We start from the raw sequence: 15,110 nt of genomic DNA on the forward strand, positions 1-15,110 counted from the left end.
GCTTGCCACGCTGGGATACGCGGCGGCATTTGGAGCGTACGGTCGTAAAAGTGACCGCAGAAAACTCGAAAACTGTTGCAGGCGCCTCCGGAACCTTCACCTTCGGCGGCGACCTGACCGTCAACCGACTCGGCTTCGGCGCCATGCGCCTGACGGGGAAGGGCGTGTGGGGCCCGCCCGACGACCGCGCCGAATGCGTCCGGGTGCTGCGCCGGGCCGTCGAGCTCGGCGTGAACTTCATCGACACCGCCGACTCCTACGGCCCCTACGTGTCCGAGGAGATCATCCACGAGGCACTGCATCCCTACGACGGCCTGGTGATCGCCACCAAGGCGGGACTGCTGCGCACCGGCCCGGACGTCTGGATTCCGTTGGGCAACCCGAACTACCTCCGCCAGGAATGCGAGATGAGCCTGCGCCGGCTGGGCGTGGACACCATCGACCTGTTCCAGCTGCACCGCATCGACGCGAACTTCCCGCTGGAAGACCAGGTGGGCGAACTGCTCAACCTGAAGAACGAGGGCAAGATCCGCCACATCGGCCTGTCCGAGATCGACGTCGACCAGCTGCACGCGGCCCAGCGCATCACCGAGATCGTGTCGGTGCAGAACAAGTACAACCTGACCGCCCGTGGCGCCGAGCCGCTGCTGGACACCGCGACCAAACAGGGCATCGGCTTCATCCCGTGGTTCCCGCTGGCCGCCGGGCCGCTGGCCGCCCCCGACGGCCCGCTGCAGCGCATCGCCGCCGACCACGGCGCGTCGCCGTCGCAGTTGGCGTTGGCGTGGTTGCTGAAGCGTTCGCCGGTGATGGTGCCGATCCCGGGCACGTCCAAGGTCGCGCACCTGGAGGAGAACGTCGCCGCCGCCCAGATCGAGCTGTCCGACGACGAATTCGAAACGTTGTCCGCCGCCGGGGCGCAGCAGCCCGCCTAACCACCGCGGGAAAGCCCGTCTGCCGGGCAATACGGTGTTGTGGTGGCCGAACATCAGCGACACCTCGGCGGGGGGTTCAACCCGCCGGAACCGACGACCAAGGGCGGGCCCGACTACGGCAGGTTCATCGACGCCGTGCGCTCGTTGCAGGACCACGCCCGGGCCGCCGACGCGCCCGACGAGGTGATCACCGAGGCCGCCGACCTGCTGGAAAAGGTGTCGGCGCTGCTGGCGCCGTTCGACGCCGACGAGTGGGCGTCCCCGTCGGGCCGGCGGATGGACCTGCCGATGCGCGGCAACATCCTGACGATCCCGATGTCGGCGAATAAGGGCGAGGACGGCCGGATCCACGGCCAGGCCCGCTTCGCCCGGTTCCACCTGGGCCGCAACGGCGCCGTGCACGGCGGCGCGCTGGGGATGCTGTTCGACTCCATCCTTGGGTTGTCGGCGTCGGTGCTCACCGGCAACCCGAGGCAGCGCACCGCATACCTCAAGATCGATTACCGCCACATCGTCCCGGTGGAAAAGGAACTGCAGTTCGACGCGGGCATCGAACGGGTGGACGGGCGCAAGATCTTCGTGTCGGGCCGGTTGACCGACGGCGATCAGTTGCTGACCGAAGCCGACGCGCTGTTTGTACGGCTCAAGCCTGGCCAGCCCTGAGACGCTCGTCCCTCAGTGGGTACACCGCGCTTATCACCAAAATGGCGCGGTCCCGCATAACGACACCGCTGCTGCCCCCGCGCTGGCAGGATGACCCTAAGAGTTCTGCCCGATCGCGACTCGTTCGGCCAACCTGTCGAGCTCCCTGGTGACCTCTGAGTCGCCAGCGTCCGGCAGCAGAAACAGGCACCGTTCGATCCCGGCGGACGCGTATCTCTCCACCATGCCCCGGTCCGACGATGCGGCGAAAAGGCTGATCGGAATCCGGCCCCGCCCGGCGTCGGCCGCGCGCTGCTGCAGTCGGGCCGCGCGGTCCGCAAACGTGTTCAGGTTCTCCGGAGTCACATCCTGCGCCAGCCAGCCGTCCCCGAAGGAAATGACGCGGTCCTCCACCGTGGGGCCCATCCCTCCGACGAGTACCGGAAGCGGCGACTGGACCGGCTTCGGATACGACCAGAGCGGGTCGAAGTCGACGAACTTTCCGTGGTATTCAGCTTCGTCACACGTCCAGATCTGCCGCATCGCCTCGATGCGTTCGCGCATGACGGACATCCGGACGCGCGGATCAGTGCCGTGGTTGGCCATCTCTTCGCGGTTCCACCCCGCCCCCACCCCGAACAGGAACCGTCCGCCGGAGAGGCGGTCAACGCTGGCCACTTCCTTCGCCGTCGTGATGGGATCCCGCTCCACCACCAGACACACGCCGGTACCGATTTTCAGGCGGCGGGTGGCCGCCGCGGCCGCGGTGCACGCAACGAACGGGTCGTAGGTGTGCGCGTACATCTTCGGCAGCTCGCCGCCCCCCGGGTAAGGCGACTTTCTGCTCGTCGGGATGTGGGTGTGCTCGCAGAACAGCAGCGACTCGAAACCGCGTTCTTCGCCGGCCGCGGCGAGATCGTCCGGCCGCATGCCGTAGTCCGTCGGGAAGTAGCACAAACCGAACTTCATGAGTCTTCTCCTTGCCTACCGCGGTGCGCCGAACGGCTTCGCCGCATCTGGTAGCGGCGGGCTACCCGCAGGGGTGGAAGAAAAACCGGGGGAGTGGCAACGCTTGCGCCGCAACCCCCCGAAACACCGCCCGCCGCAGGGACGGCCACTTCAGTGGTTCGGAGACCCATTGTCACAGCAGACGTTCACTTATCGCGCGAAGGACGGACAAGTGCAGTGCTTGACTTCTGGAGATGAATCTCCCCGAACGAGTCGAACTGGGCTTCACCTACTGCACGAACGGAAGTGCGTTCGAGCAAACCACGAAGGCTTTGTAGTAGCCGAGATTGCCCAGCAAAGGACGAACGCGGAATACGTGATCCTCAAGGGCAAGCGGGAGAAAGCGCCCTCAAAGAGATGCGGGAGGCGAGTACCGGCGAGACCCGGTGGTGAAGGGGGAAATATCCGGGGCCAACTTCGAAAGTCCCAAGGCGCAATGTCGCAAGCCGAAGCGGCAGCTGTACCCGGCCGACAGGATCAAATTCGTACAAGCCCTGCAGGAGCAGGGTTACCAGGCAGACGCCATCGTCGAGAAGGGCGGCAACATGAACTCGCCCGACGTGAAGCCGTGCGATACATGAGCTCACGGCGGCCGGGCCCCAGGCGCTAACCGGCGAACCCACGGCCGTCATCGCCGCCTGTCGGACAGCCGTTCGCCCGCCTTGCGAAGCGCACAGCTCGGCGGCCCTGCTCGGTCACGGACCGCCCGGATAGCATGGTCGTCGACCCATCGAGCCTTGGAGACCGCCGCAATGACCGCCCCCGCAGATCCCACCCCGCAAGCCCCGATCCGGGTGCCTGCCGGGACCACCGCGGCCGCCGCGGTGGGCGAAGCCGGGCTGCCGCGCCGGGGCACGCCCGACGCGATCGTGGTGGTGCGCGACGTTGACGGCAAACTGCGCGACCTGAGCTGGACGCCCGACGCCGACGCCGACGTCGTCCCCGTGGCCGCCAACACCGACGAGGGACGCAGCGTCATCCGGCACTCGGCCGCACACGTGCTGGCCCAGGCTGTCCAGGACCTGTTCCCGCACGCCAAATTGGGGATCGGGCCGCCGATCACCGACGGGTTCTACTACGACTTCGACGTGACCGAGCCGTTCACGCCGGAGGACCTGACCAAGCTGGAAAAGCGGATGCGCCAGATCGTCAAGGACGGACAGCTGTTCGACCGGCGCGTCTACGAGTCCAAGGACGCGGCGCGTGCGGAGCTGGCCGACGAGCCCTACAAGCTCGAACTCGTCGACGACAAGTCTGGGGATCCCGACGTAATGGAGGTAGGCGGCGACGAGCTCACCGCCTACGACAACCTGAATCCCCGCACCCGAGAACGGGTTTGGGGTGACCTGTGCCGCGGTCCGCACATCCCGACCACCAAGCACATCCCGGCGTTCAAGCTGACCCGCAGCTCGGCCGCCTACTGGCGCGGCGACCAGAGCAACGCAAGCCTGCAACGCATTTACGGCACCGCCTGGGAGTCGCAGGAGGCGCTCGACAAGCACATGGAGCTGCTCGAGGAGGCGCAGCGCCGCGACCACCGCAGGCTGGGTGCCGAACTGGACCTGTTCAGCTTTCCCGACGAAATCGGTTCCGGCCTGGCCGTTTTCCATCCCAAGGGTGGCATCATCCGTCGCGAGCTGGAGGAGTACTCGCGGCGCAAGCACATCGAGGCCGGGTACGAGTTCGTCAACACCCCGCACATCACCAAGGAGCAGCTGTACATCACCTCGGGCCACCTCGAGTGGTACGCCGACGGCATGTACCCGCCGATGCACCTGGACGCGGAGTTCAACGCGGACGGGACGGTGCGCAAGCCGGGGCAGGACTACTACCTCAAGCCGATGAACTGCCCGATGCACCACCTGATCTACCGGTCGCGCGGCCGGTCGTATCGGGAACTTCCGTTGCGGCTCTTCGAGTTCGGCAGCGTGTACCGCTACGAGAAGTCGGGCGTGGTGCACGGGCTGACCCGGGTGCGCGGCATGACTCAGGACGACGCCCACATCTACTGCACGCGAGAGCAGATGCGCGACGAGCTGACCTCGCTGCTGCGCTTCGTGCTCGATCTGCTGGCCGACTACGGGCTCAACGACTTCTACCTGGAGCTGTCCACCAAGGACCCGGAGAAGTACTCGGGCTCGGACGAGATGTGGGACGAGGCCACCGAAGTCCTGCGGGAGGTCGCCGAGGCCTCCGGGTTGCATTTCGTTCCCGACCCCGGTGGCGCGGCGTTCTATGGCCCGAAGATCTCGGTGCAGGTCAAGGACGCGCTGGGCCGCAGCTGGCAGATGTCGACCATTCAGCTCGACTTCAACATGCCGGACCGATTCGAGCTGGAATACACCGCGTCCGACGGGTCGCGGCAGCGGCCGGTACTGATCCACCGGGCGCTGTTCGGGTCGATCGAGCGGTTCTTCGGCATCCTCACCGAGCACTACGCAGGAGCCTTCCCGGCGTGGCTGGCGCCGGTGCAGGCGGTGGGCATCCCGGTCGCCGACGAGCACGTGGAATACCTGGAAAGCATTGCTGCGCAACTCAAGTCGCGCGGGGTGCGCGTCGAGGTCGACTCCAGCGACGACCGGATGGCCAAGAAGATCGTCAACCACACCGCCCAGCGAGTGCCGTTCATGTTGCTGGCCGGTGACCGCGACGTGCAGGCCGGCGCGGTCAGCTTCCGTTTCGGTGACCGCACGCAGATCAACGGCGTGCCCCGCGACAGCGCGGTCGATGCCATTGTGAAGTGGATCGCCGATCGCGAGAATTCAGTGCCCACAGCCGAACTCGTGAAGGTGTCAAGTGGTGAGTGACCGTGAGTGATCGCGAACCGGCCGAGCGGGACGCCGACGACACCATCCTAGACACCGGGGTCGGCAAGGAGGATCACCTGCAGCGGTTGTGGACGCCGTACCGGATGACCTACCTGGCCGAAGCGCCGACGAAGCGCGACAATGGCAAGACTGAGCAGCCGTTCACCGACATTCCGTACCTCACCGACGAAGACGGTTTGGTGGTCGCCCGCGGCGAGCTCGTGTACGCCGTGCTCAACCTCTACCCCTACAACCCCGGACACCTGATGGTGGTGCCCTACCGGCGGGTCTCTGAGCTCGAGGACCTGACCGACCCGGAAAGCGCGGAGCTGATGTTCTTCATTCAGAAGGCGATTCGCGTCATCAAGAACGTCTCGCGGCCACACGGATTCAACGTCGGCCTGAACCTGGGGACATCAGCCGGCGGGTCGCTGGCCGAACACCTGCACGTGCACGTGGTGCCCCGCTGGGGTGGCGACGCGAACTTCATCACCATCATCGGCGGGGCGAAGGGGATCCCGCAGTTGCTGCGCGACACGCGCCAGCTGCTGGCCACGGAGTGGACAAAACAACCATGAGCAAAATGCCGTTCCTGTCGCGGGCGGCGTTCGCGCGGCTGACCACTCCGACCGCAAGGGCGTGCCTGCGGCTGGGATTGACCCCCGACGTCGTCACGATCCTGGGCACTATCGTCGCGGTGGCCGGGGCGCTGACGCTGTTCCCGATGGGCAAGCTGTTCGCGGGGGCGTGTGTGGTCTCGTTCTTCGTCCTCTTCGACATGCTCGACGGGGCGATGGCCCGGGAACGCGGCGGCGGCACCCGATTCGGCGCGGTGCTGGACGCGACCTGCGACCGGGTCAGCGACGGCGCCGTGTTCTGCGGGCTGCTGTGGTGGATCGTCTTCGGCCTGCACGACAAGCTTTTGGCGGTCGCCACGCTGATCTGCCTGGTCACCTCGCAGGTGATCTCCTACATCAAGGCTCGTGCCGAAGCCAGCGGGCTGCGCGGCGACGGCGGTTTGATCGAACGGCCGGAACGGCTGATCATCGTGCTCGTCGGCGCGGGCGTGTCCGACTTTCCGTTCGTTGCGTGGCCGCCTGCGCTGCCCGTGGCGATGTGGGTGCTGGCGGTGGCCAGCCTCCTCACCTGCGCGCAGCGGTTGCACGCGGTGCGGACCTCGCCCGGTGCGACCGATCGGTTGGTGAGCGAGCCGTGATTCCGACTCCGCCGGGCATGAAAATGATTGAGGCGCAACGCCGGATGCCCCGCCAGTTGGCCAGCCGGACGGTGGGCCGCCTGACGGGCGGGATGGGCTCCGACTGGGCCTACGCGTTCGGCTGGATGGCGGTGCGGGCGATGCCGGAGTTCGCCGCGCGCAACGCATTTGAGGCCGGGGCGCGTTACGCCGCCCGCGGCGGCGGCCCCGACCAGCTGCGCAAGAACCTGGCTCGCGTCGTCGGTGTGCCGCCCGAGGACGTGCCCGACTCGCTGATGCGCGCCTCGCTGGCCTCCTATGCCCGCTACTGGCGCGAGGCGTTCCGGCTGCCGGGGATGGACCTGGTTGCGCTGGGCCGCGAGCTGCACGACTCGGTACTGGGGCGAGACCATATCGAGGCGGCGCTGAACAGCGGTCGCGGCGCGGTGATCGCTTTGCCGCACAGCGGCAACTGGGACATGGCCGGGGTATGGCTGGCGCAGACACACGGCACCTTCACCACCGTCGCCGAGCGACTCAAACCCGAATCGCTGTACCGGCGCTTCATTGCCTACCGCGAACGCCTCGGCTTCGAGGTGCTGCCCCTGTCCGGGGGAGAACGGCCGCCGTTCGACGTGTTGTGCGATCGGCTGCGGGCCAACCGGGTGGTGTGCCTGATGGCCGAGCGCGACCTCACCCGCACCGGCGTGCAGGTCGACTTCTTCGGTGAGCCCACCCGGCTGCCGGCCGGGCCGGCGAAGCTCGCCATCGCGACCGGCGCGGCCCTGCTGCCGGCGCACTGCTGGTTCGAGGACCGCGGCTGGGGCGTCGACATACAGTCGCCGCTGGACTGCACCAGCGGTGACGTCGCCGCCATCACCCAGGCGATGGCCGACCAGTTCGAGAAGAACATCGCCGCCTACCCCCAGGACTGGCACATGATGCAGCCGCAGTGGTTGGCCGACCTCCCCGAAGCCAAGCAGGCCCGGCTGAAGGACACCTGATGCGGATCGGGATGGTCTGCCCCTACTCGTTCGACGTTCCGGGCGGGGTGCAGTCGCACGTCTTGCAGCTGGCCGAGGTGATGCGCGTTCGGGGGCATGACGTCAGCGTGCTCGCTCCGGCCTCGCCTCATGCCGAACTGCCCGACTACGTCGTCTCGGCGGGCAAGGCCGTCCCGATTCCCTACAACGGGTCGGTTGCCCGGCTGCGGTTCGGGCCGGCCACCCACCGCAAGGTGAAAAAGTGGCTCGCCGAAGGCGATTTCGACGTGCTGCACCTGCATGAGCCCAACGCGCCGAGCCTGTCCATGCTGGCCCTCAACATCGCCGAGGGCCCGATCGTGGCTACGTTTCACACGTCGACCACCAAATCGCTCACCCTGACGGTCTTTCAGGGCATCCTGCGCCCGATGCACGAGAAGATCGTCGGGCGGATCGCGGTCTCTGACCTGGCCCGCCGCTGGCAGATGGAGGCGCTGGGCACCGACGCGGTGGAGATCCCCAACGGCGTCGATGTCGCCTCGTTCGCCTCCGCGCCGCGCCTGGACGGCTATCCCCGCGCCGGCAAGACGGTGCTGTTCCTGGGCCGCTACGACGAGCCGCGCAAGGGCATGTCGGTGCTGCTCGACGCGTTGCCGGGGCTGGTCGAGCGTTTTCCCGACGTCCAGCTGCTGGTCGTCGGTCGCGGCGACGAGGACCAGTTGCGTGCTCAAGCAGGCGAATTGGTGGACCACATTCGCTTCCTCGGCCAGGTCGATGACGCCGGGAAGGCGTCGGCCATGCGCAGCGCCGACGCGTACTGCGCACCCAACCTCGGCGGGGAGAGTTTCGGCATCGTGCTGGTCGAGGCGCTGGCCGCCGGCACCCCGGTGGTGGCGAGCGATCTGGACGCCTTCCGGCGCGTGCTGCGCAACGGCGACGTCGGGTGCCTGGTGCCCGTCGGCGACGGCGACGCGCTTGCCGATGCGCTGATCGCGGTGCTGGAGGATGATGTGCTGCGGGAACGTTATGTGACGGCCGGTTCGGACGCTGTCCAGCGCTACGACTGGTCGGTGGTGGCCAGCCAGATCATGCGGGTGTACGAGACGGTCGCCGCGTCAGGCGCCAAGGTTGAGGTGGCCAGTTGATGGCATGGCTGATTGTCGCCATCGCGGTGTTCGTCGCGGTGCTGGCGGTCTTCGGCGCGTGGGCGTACCGGACGGCCAACCGGCTGGACCGGCTGCACGTCCGCTACGACCTGTCGTGGCAGGCGCTCGACGGCGCACTGGCACGGCGCGCGGTGGTGTCGCGCGCCGTCGCCATCGACGCCTACGGCGGTGCGTCCCAAGGGCGGCGGCTGGCGGCGCTGGCCGACGCCGCCGAGGGGGCGCCGCGGCCCGCGCGGGAAAACGCCGAGAACGAGCTGTCGGCCGCGCTGGCCGTCGTCGATCCGGCGTCGCTGCCGGCCGGGCTGATCGCCGAGCTGGCCGACGCCGAGGCCCGGGTGGTGCTGGCCCGTCGCTTTCACAACGACGCGGTCCGCGACACCCTGGCGCTGGCCGAACGGCCCCTGGTGCGGCTGTTCCGCCTCGGCGGAACCGCCGCGCTGCCCAGCTATTTCGAGATCGTCGAGCGGCCACACGCGCTTGCCCACGGTGACCACGGCGTTCTCAACCACCGCACCTCGGCGCGCATCGTGCTGCTCGACGACACCGGCGCGGTGCTGCTGCTGTGCGGGTCGGATCCCGCGCTCGCTCACCAGCACGCGCCGAAGTGGTGGTTCACGGTGGGCGGCGAGGTGCAGCAAGGGGAGCGGCTGGCCGAGGCCGCCGCGCGGGAGCTGGCCGAGGAAACCGGTCTGCGGGTCGCGCCGGCCGAGATGATCGGGCCGGTATGGCGGCGCGACGAGGTCTTCGAGTTCAACGGCTCGCTGATCGACAGCGAGGAGTTCTACTTCGTCTATCGCACCCAGCGGTTCGAGCCGTCGCGCACGGGCCGAACCGAGCTGGAACGCAGCTACATCCACGGCCACCGCTGGTGTGACGCTGCTGACATCGCTGCGCTGGTCGCGGCGGGGGAGACCGTGTACCCCATGCAACTATCCGGACTGCTTACCGACGCGGCCACGCTCGCCAGCGGCCGCACCCCCGGGCCGCTGCTGTCCATCCGCTGACTCCGTCGGTCAACGCGGGCCAAAGCGCCTCATTAGACTGGGTCGACAACGGTTGAAGGAGATCATGCAGTGAGTACCGCCCACCCGAGCAACGGGCGAACCGGAACGGCGCGCGTCAAACGCGGCATGGCCGAGATGCTCAAGGGCGGCGTCATCATGGACGTCGTCACCCCCGAGCAGGCCAAGATCGCCGAGGCCGCCGGTGCCGTCGCCGTCATGGCGCTGGAGCGGGTGCCCGCCGACATCCGCGCGCAGGGCGGGGTGTCGCGGATGAGCGACCCGGACATGATCGAGGGCATCATCGCCGCGGTGACCATCCCGGTGATGGCCAAGGCCCGCATCGGCCACTTCGTCGAGGCGCAGATCCTGCAGAGCCTCGGCGTGGACTACGTCGACGAGTCCGAGGTGCTCACTCCCGCCGACTACACCCACCACATCGACAAGTGGAAGTTCACCGTGCCGTTCGTGTGCGGCGCGACCAACCTCGGCGAGGCGCTGCGGCGGATCAGCGAGGGCGCAGCCATGATCCGCTCCAAGGGTGAAGCCGGGACCGGCGACGTCTCCAACGCGACCACCCACATGCGGGCGATCGGCGGCGAGATCCGCCGCCTCACGTCGCTGTCCGAAGACGAGTTGTACGTCGCCGCAAAGGAATTGCAGGCCCCTTACGACCTCGTCGTCGAGGTGGCCCGGGCGGGCAAGCTGCCGGTAACGCTGTTCACCGCGGGCGGCATCGCCACCCCGGCGGACGCGGCGATGATGATGCAACTCGGCGCCGAGGGCGTGTTCGTGGGTTCGGGCATCTTCAAGTCCGGCGACCCCGCGCAGCGCGCCGCTGCGATCGTCAAGGCGACCACCTTCTACGACGACCCCGACGTGCTGGCCAAGGTGTCGCGCGGGCTGGGCGAGGCGATGGTGGGCATCAACGTCGAACAGATCGCGGAGCCACATCGGCTGGCCGAACGCGGCTGGTAAAAACAGTCCGTGGCGATCGAAGAGATCCTCGATCTCGAGCAACTCGAGGTCAACATCTACCGGGGCAGCGTGTTCAGCCCCGAACAGGGAAATTTCCAGCGCACGTTCGGCGGACAGGTCGCCGGGCAGTCTCTGGTGTCGGCGGTGCGCACGGTCGACCCGCATTTCCTGGTGCACTCGTTGCACGGCTATTTCATCCGGCCCGGAGACTCCTCGGCGCCAACCATTTTCATCGTCGAGCGGTTACGTGACGGCGGCTCGTTCTGCACGCGGCGGGTCAACGCCATCCAGCACGGCGCAACGATCTTCTCCATGTCGGCGTCGTTTCAGACCGACCAGGAGGGCATCCACCACCAGGACGTGATGCCCTCGGCGCCACCGCCGGACGAGCTGCCGGGGCTGAAGTCGATGAAGGTGTTCGACGACGAGGGGTTCAAGCAGTTCCAGGAGTGGGACATCCGAATCGTCCCGCGCGACCAGGTGCATCAGGTGCAGGGCAAGGCCGCCCAGCAGCAGGTTTGGTTCAAGCATCGCGACCCGCTTCCCGACGACCCGGTGCTGCACATCTGCGCGCTGGCCTACATGAGCGACCTGACTTTGCTCGGCTCGGCCCAGGTCACCCACCTCGATGAGCGCGACCATCTGCAGGTGGCCTCGCTGGACCACGCGATGTGGTTCATGCGCCCGTTCCGGGCCGACGAGTGGCTGCTCTACGACCAGAGCTCGCCGTCGGCCAGCGGCGGTCGCGCGCTGTGCCAAGGCAAGATCTTCACGCAGTCCGGCGAGATGGTCGCGGCCGTCATGCAGGAGGGGCTGACCCGCTTCAAACGCGGGTACCAGCCGACCAAGCAGTGAGCGCCCCGCGGATCGGGGTCCTGGCGCTGCAGGGTGACACCCGCGAGCACCTGGCCGCCCTTCTCGAGGCCGGGGCCGAGTCGATGCCGGTGCGCCGGCGTGGCGAGCTCGAGGCGGTCGACGGCCTGGTCATTCCCGGTGGGGAATCGACCACCATGAGCCACCTGCTGCTCGACCTAGGCCTGCTGGAGCCGCTGCGGGGCCTGCTGGCGGACGGGTTGCCCGCCTACGGCGCCTGCGCCGGGATGATCCTGCTGGCCAGTGAGATCCTGGACGCCGGCTCGGGCGGGCGCGAGGCACTGCCGCTGCGTGCGATCGATATGACGGTGCGGCGCAACGCTTTTGGGCGTCAGGTCGATTCCTTTGAGGGTGACATTCCGTTCGTGGGGCTCAGCGACCCGGTGCGCGCGGTGTTCATCCGCGCGCCCTGGGTCGAGCGCGCGGGTGATGGCGTGGAGGTGCTGGCCAGCGCGGCCGGGCACGTCGTCGCGGTGAAGCAGGGCCGCAACCTGGCCACGGCTTTTCACCCGGAGATGACGGGCGACCGGCGCATCCACCACCTGTTCGTCGACCTCGTCACCGGATGACGATCGGCCGGTTTGCACACCGGCCGTAGCTGTGACTCCTGGGGCCACTGAGACGGCAGGGTAGTCGACGGCCAACTCACCCCAACCGTCCACGTAGACTCGTCTGGCCACAAAAACAAGAGGACTTCCAGATAGGACACCGATGAGCGGCCATTCCAAGTGGGCCACCACCAAGCATCAGAAGGCCGTCAAAGACGCGCGCCGTGGCAAGGAGTTTGCCCGGCTGATCAAGAACATCGAGGTCGCCGCCCGCACCGGCGGCGGTGACCCGGCCGGCAACCCGACGCTCTACGACGCCATCCAGAAGGCGAAGAAGACCTCGGTGCCCAACGACAACATCGAGCGCGCCCGCAAGCGCGGCGCGGGCGAGGAAGCCGGCGGCGCCGACTACCAGACGATCATGTACGAGGGCTACGGCCCCAACGGCGTGGCGGTGCTGATCGAGTGCCTCACCGACAACCGCAACCGCGCGGCCGGCGAGGTCCGGGTGGCGGTGACCCGCAACGGCGGCAACATGGCCGATCCCGGATCGGTGTCCTACCTGTTCACCCGCAAGGGCGTCGTCACGCTGGAAAAGAACGGGCTCACCGAAGACGACGTGCTGACCGCCGTGCTGGACGCCGGCGCCGAGGACGTCAACGACCTGGGTGAGAGCTTCGAGGTGATCTCCGAGCCGACCGACCTGGTGGCGGTGCGCACCGCGCTGCAGGACGCCGGGATCGACTACGAATCGGCCGAGGCCAGCTTTCAGCCGTCGGTCAGCGTGCCCGTCGACGTCGAGGGCGCGCGTAAGGTGTTCAAGCTGGTCGACGCGCTGGAGGACAGCGACGACGTGCAGAACGTCTGGACCAATGTCGACCTGTCCGACGAGGTGCTCGCCGCCCTCGACGAGGAGTAGCTAGTCGTATCCGTGCCGCATGTCCTCGACGATGCGCGGATTGTCCAGGGTCGACGGCTCCACCGGGCGCGGGCCGTTGTCGCCGCCGAAGACGCCGGCGGCGTCGAGCACCTGCTGGTTGAGGTAACGCAGCGGGGGCGCGTCGGTGGGCACCTTCGGGGTGGGTGCGGCGTCCGCGCGCTGCGCCAGGGCGAATCCCCAGTCGCCGAACGTGGGCACGTGCACGTGATACGGCGTGACCGCGTAGCCGGCCGCCCGGATCGTCGACACCGTGCGCCAATACGCCGTCGGGGTGGAAAACGGGCTGCCCGCCTGCACCACCATCAGCCCACCGGGAGCCAGCGCCCGGGCGACCAGCGCGTAGAACTCCGTCGAGTACAGCCGGCCCAGCACGGGTGTGTCGGGGTCGGGAAGGTCGACGATGACCGCGTCGAAGCGGTCCACGTTCGGTCCTCGTAGCCAGTTCATCGCGTCCTCGGTCAGCACGGCCACCCGCGGGTTGTCCAGCGAACCACCGTTGGCGGCGCGCAGCGTGGTGCGCGCGATGTCGATCACCGCGGGGTCGAGTTCGACCTGCACGATCTTGGAAATGCCGGGCTGGCGCAGCAATTCGCGGGCCGCCAGGCCGTCGCCGCCGCCGAGCACCAGCACCGAATGGGCGCCGTTGCCGAGGGCGGGGTAGACGAGGCTTTCGGTGTAGCGGTACTCGTCGCGGGTGGAGAACTGCAGGCCCCCATCGAGATACAGCCGGGTGTCGTTGCCGCGGCGGGTCACCACGATCTCCTGATAGGCCGTGTGCCGGTAGGCGACGATCGGGTCGGCGTAAAGCCTTTGCCTGCTTGTTGTTTCGACGTCGGCCGAACGCAGCAGCAGGGTGGCGAGCAGCCCGACGGCAGTGGCCAGCGCGCACAGCGCCAGCACTAGCTGGCGCATCGAAACCACTTGGCGTAGCAGGAAAATCGCTACGATGGCGGCGGCCGCCAGGTTGATCATGCCGGTGGCCGCCGCGCCGCGAATCATTCCCAGCTGCGGCAGCAGCAGGAACGGCCAGACCAGCCCGCCCAGCAGTGCGCCCAGGTAATCGGCGGCGTTCAGGTTGGCCAGCGTGCGTCCGGCATCGGCGGCTGCCGCCGTCCGTCCCTGCTGCAGCAGCGTCATCAACAGCGGCACCTCGGCACCGACCAGGCCACCGATCAGCGCGGTGCTCGCCGCCAGCACCCACGTCGACCCGACGGACCCGTCCAGGAACGCGAACACCACGTACAGCGCCGCAGCCGACAGCCCACCGACGATGCCCAGCAGCGCCTCGACGGCGATGAAGGCGATCGCCGCGTGCGCCAGCAGCGGCTTGACCAGCAGCGCGCCCACGCCCAGCGCGGCGATGTAGCCCGCGACGATCAGCGAGGTGGCGACGATCCCGCCGCCGTCCAGACTGGCCGACAGGGTCAGCAGCGCGAGTTCGTAGATGATGCCGCACGCCGCGCATGCCGCCACGGCGGCCAGCAACAGCGCCCGCCACCGTCCCGACACCGCCGCGAGCTGTGTCCCCTCGGGCGCCCGCACATCGCCCGCCGACCCGACAACGCTCATGACACCGCCGCGGCGGTCACCCCTCCAACGGCGAGCAGTATCAGCGCTACCGCGAACGATCCCGGATGCAGCTGGGGCTCGTCGATGTGCTCGTGAAAACTGCCCGGGATCAGCAGGTGCATCGCCAGCAGCGCGACGCCCAGCAGGATGACGCCCATCAGCCCGTACACTGCCACCCCGACGAGTCCCTGGCCCAGCTGGCTGTAGCTGTTGGCGATGGCCGTGATGATGACGACGGTCAGGGCGATGTACATCGCGCCTGCGACCACCACGGCGTTGGGCCGGCGGTCGATGAACACCAGCTGGCGTAGCTTTCCCGGGGTCAGCACGTCGACCGCGTAGAACCCGACGAGAAGCACAGCCATGCCGACGACGAAGTACAGGATCGTGGCGACTGCGCCTCTCAGCACGGGGTTGAGGTCGACGGTGCCGATCTCGACGGCGAGATACATGGTGTTCTCCTTT

16 protein-coding genes are annotated in these 15,110 nt (G+C 68.0%); 13 read left to right on the top strand and 3 right to left on the bottom strand.

From position 1 onward, the window contains the following. Positions 1 to 50: 50 nt before the first annotated feature. Complete coding sequence (locus B8W69_RS14670; RefSeq protein ID WP_085290502.1) at positions 51 to 935, top strand: aldo/keto reductase; 885 nt, start codon at positions 51 to 53, stop codon at positions 933 to 935. Positions 936 to 974: 39 nt separating this feature from the next. Next, on the top strand, positions 975 to 1,598 hold the full coding sequence (locus B8W69_RS14675) for a PaaI family thioesterase (RefSeq protein WP_085290503.1): 624 nt from the start codon (positions 975 to 977) through the stop codon (positions 1,596 to 1,598). Between the two features lie 96 nt (positions 1,599 to 1,694). Here the strand turns inward: B8W69_RS14675 and B8W69_RS14680 are convergent, their stop codons facing one another. After that, positions 1,695 to 2,546, bottom strand: a complete 852-nt coding sequence (locus B8W69_RS14680) for an LLM class F420-dependent oxidoreductase (RefSeq protein WP_085290504.1) — start codon at positions 2,544 to 2,546, stop codon at positions 1,695 to 1,697. Between the two features lie 425 nt (positions 2,547 to 2,971). Here B8W69_RS14680 and B8W69_RS14685 point away from each other — a divergent pair, with 425 nt between their 5' ends. The 11 genes from B8W69_RS14685 (at position 2,972) to B8W69_RS14735 (ending at position 13,055) form a co-directional block, all read left to right on the top strand. After that, positions 2,972 to 3,166: a hypothetical protein gene (locus B8W69_RS14685; protein WP_085290505.1), complete on the top strand. Its 195-nt coding sequence runs from the start codon at positions 2,972 to 2,974 to the stop codon at positions 3,164 to 3,166. Between the two features lie 171 nt (positions 3,167 to 3,337). Further along, positions 3,338 to 5,392, top strand: a complete 2,055-nt coding sequence (thrS, locus tag B8W69_RS14690) for a threonine--tRNA ligase (RefSeq protein ID WP_085290506.1) — start codon at positions 3,338 to 3,340, stop codon at positions 5,390 to 5,392. Positions 5,393 to 5,394: 2 nt separating this feature from the next. After that, entirely contained in the window at positions 5,395 to 5,970 is a 576-nt protein-coding gene (locus B8W69_RS14695; protein ID WP_085290539.1) for an ATP adenylyltransferase, read from the top strand. Then, positions 5,967 to 6,608, top strand: a complete 642-nt coding sequence (gene pgsA / locus B8W69_RS14700; protein WP_085290507.1) for a phosphatidylinositol phosphate synthase — start codon at positions 5,967 to 5,969, stop codon at positions 6,606 to 6,608. The genes B8W69_RS14695 and pgsA overlap by 4 nt, the downstream gene beginning before the upstream one ends. A 17-nt stretch (positions 6,609 to 6,625) precedes the next feature. Further along, the gene (locus B8W69_RS14705; RefSeq protein ID WP_085290508.1) at positions 6,626 to 7,591 is read left to right on the top strand and encodes a phosphatidylinositol mannoside acyltransferase; all 966 of its coding nucleotides are present in this window, start codon (positions 6,626 to 6,628) and stop codon (positions 7,589 to 7,591) included. After that, positions 7,591 to 8,715, top strand: coding sequence for a glycosyltransferase family 4 protein (locus B8W69_RS14710; RefSeq protein WP_085290509.1), 1,125 nt, complete (start codon positions 7,591 to 7,593; stop codon positions 8,713 to 8,715). The genes B8W69_RS14705 and B8W69_RS14710 overlap by 1 nt, the downstream gene beginning before the upstream one ends. Beyond that, entirely contained in the window at positions 8,715 to 9,740 is a 1,026-nt protein-coding gene (locus B8W69_RS14715) for an NUDIX domain-containing protein (RefSeq protein WP_085290510.1), read from the top strand. Before B8W69_RS14710 ends, B8W69_RS14715 begins: the two co-directional genes overlap by 1 nt. Before the next feature lie 69 nt (positions 9,741 to 9,809). Beyond that, the gene (gene pdxS / locus B8W69_RS14720; protein ID WP_077091724.1) at positions 9,810 to 10,715 is read left to right on the top strand and encodes a pyridoxal 5'-phosphate synthase lyase subunit PdxS; all 906 of its coding nucleotides are present in this window, start codon (positions 9,810 to 9,812) and stop codon (positions 10,713 to 10,715) included. A 9-nt stretch (positions 10,716 to 10,724) separates the two neighbouring features. Beyond that, on the top strand, positions 10,725 to 11,570 hold the full coding sequence (gene tesB, locus B8W69_RS14725; protein WP_085290511.1) for an acyl-CoA thioesterase II: 846 nt from the start codon (positions 10,725 to 10,727) through the stop codon (positions 11,568 to 11,570). Continuing rightward, complete coding sequence (pdxT, locus tag B8W69_RS14730) at positions 11,567 to 12,157, top strand: pyridoxal 5'-phosphate synthase glutaminase subunit PdxT (RefSeq protein ID WP_085290512.1); 591 nt, start codon at positions 11,567 to 11,569, stop codon at positions 12,155 to 12,157. Before tesB ends, pdxT begins: the two co-directional genes overlap by 4 nt. A 142-nt stretch (positions 12,158 to 12,299) precedes the next feature. Continuing rightward, entirely contained in the window at positions 12,300 to 13,055 is a 756-nt protein-coding gene (locus tag B8W69_RS14735; protein WP_064954805.1) for a YebC/PmpR family DNA-binding transcriptional regulator, read from the top strand. Here the strand turns inward: B8W69_RS14735 and B8W69_RS14740 are convergent, their stop codons facing one another. After that, positions 13,056 to 14,645: a polyamine aminopropyltransferase gene (locus B8W69_RS14740; protein ID WP_085290513.1), complete on the bottom strand. Its 1,590-nt coding sequence runs from the start codon at positions 14,643 to 14,645 to the stop codon at positions 13,056 to 13,058. Further along, positions 14,642 to 15,097 (bottom strand): DUF350 domain-containing protein, encoded by a 456-nt coding sequence (locus B8W69_RS14745; RefSeq protein WP_085290540.1) that lies wholly within the window; start codon positions 15,095 to 15,097, stop codon positions 14,642 to 14,644. The genes B8W69_RS14740 and B8W69_RS14745 overlap by 4 nt, the downstream gene beginning before the upstream one ends. Positions 15,098 to 15,110 lie beyond the last annotated feature (13 nt).

The organism is Mycolicibacterium vulneris, assembly GCF_002104765.1.
Lineage (GTDB): Bacteria > Actinomycetota > Actinomycetes > Mycobacteriales > Mycobacteriaceae > Mycobacterium > Mycobacterium vulneris.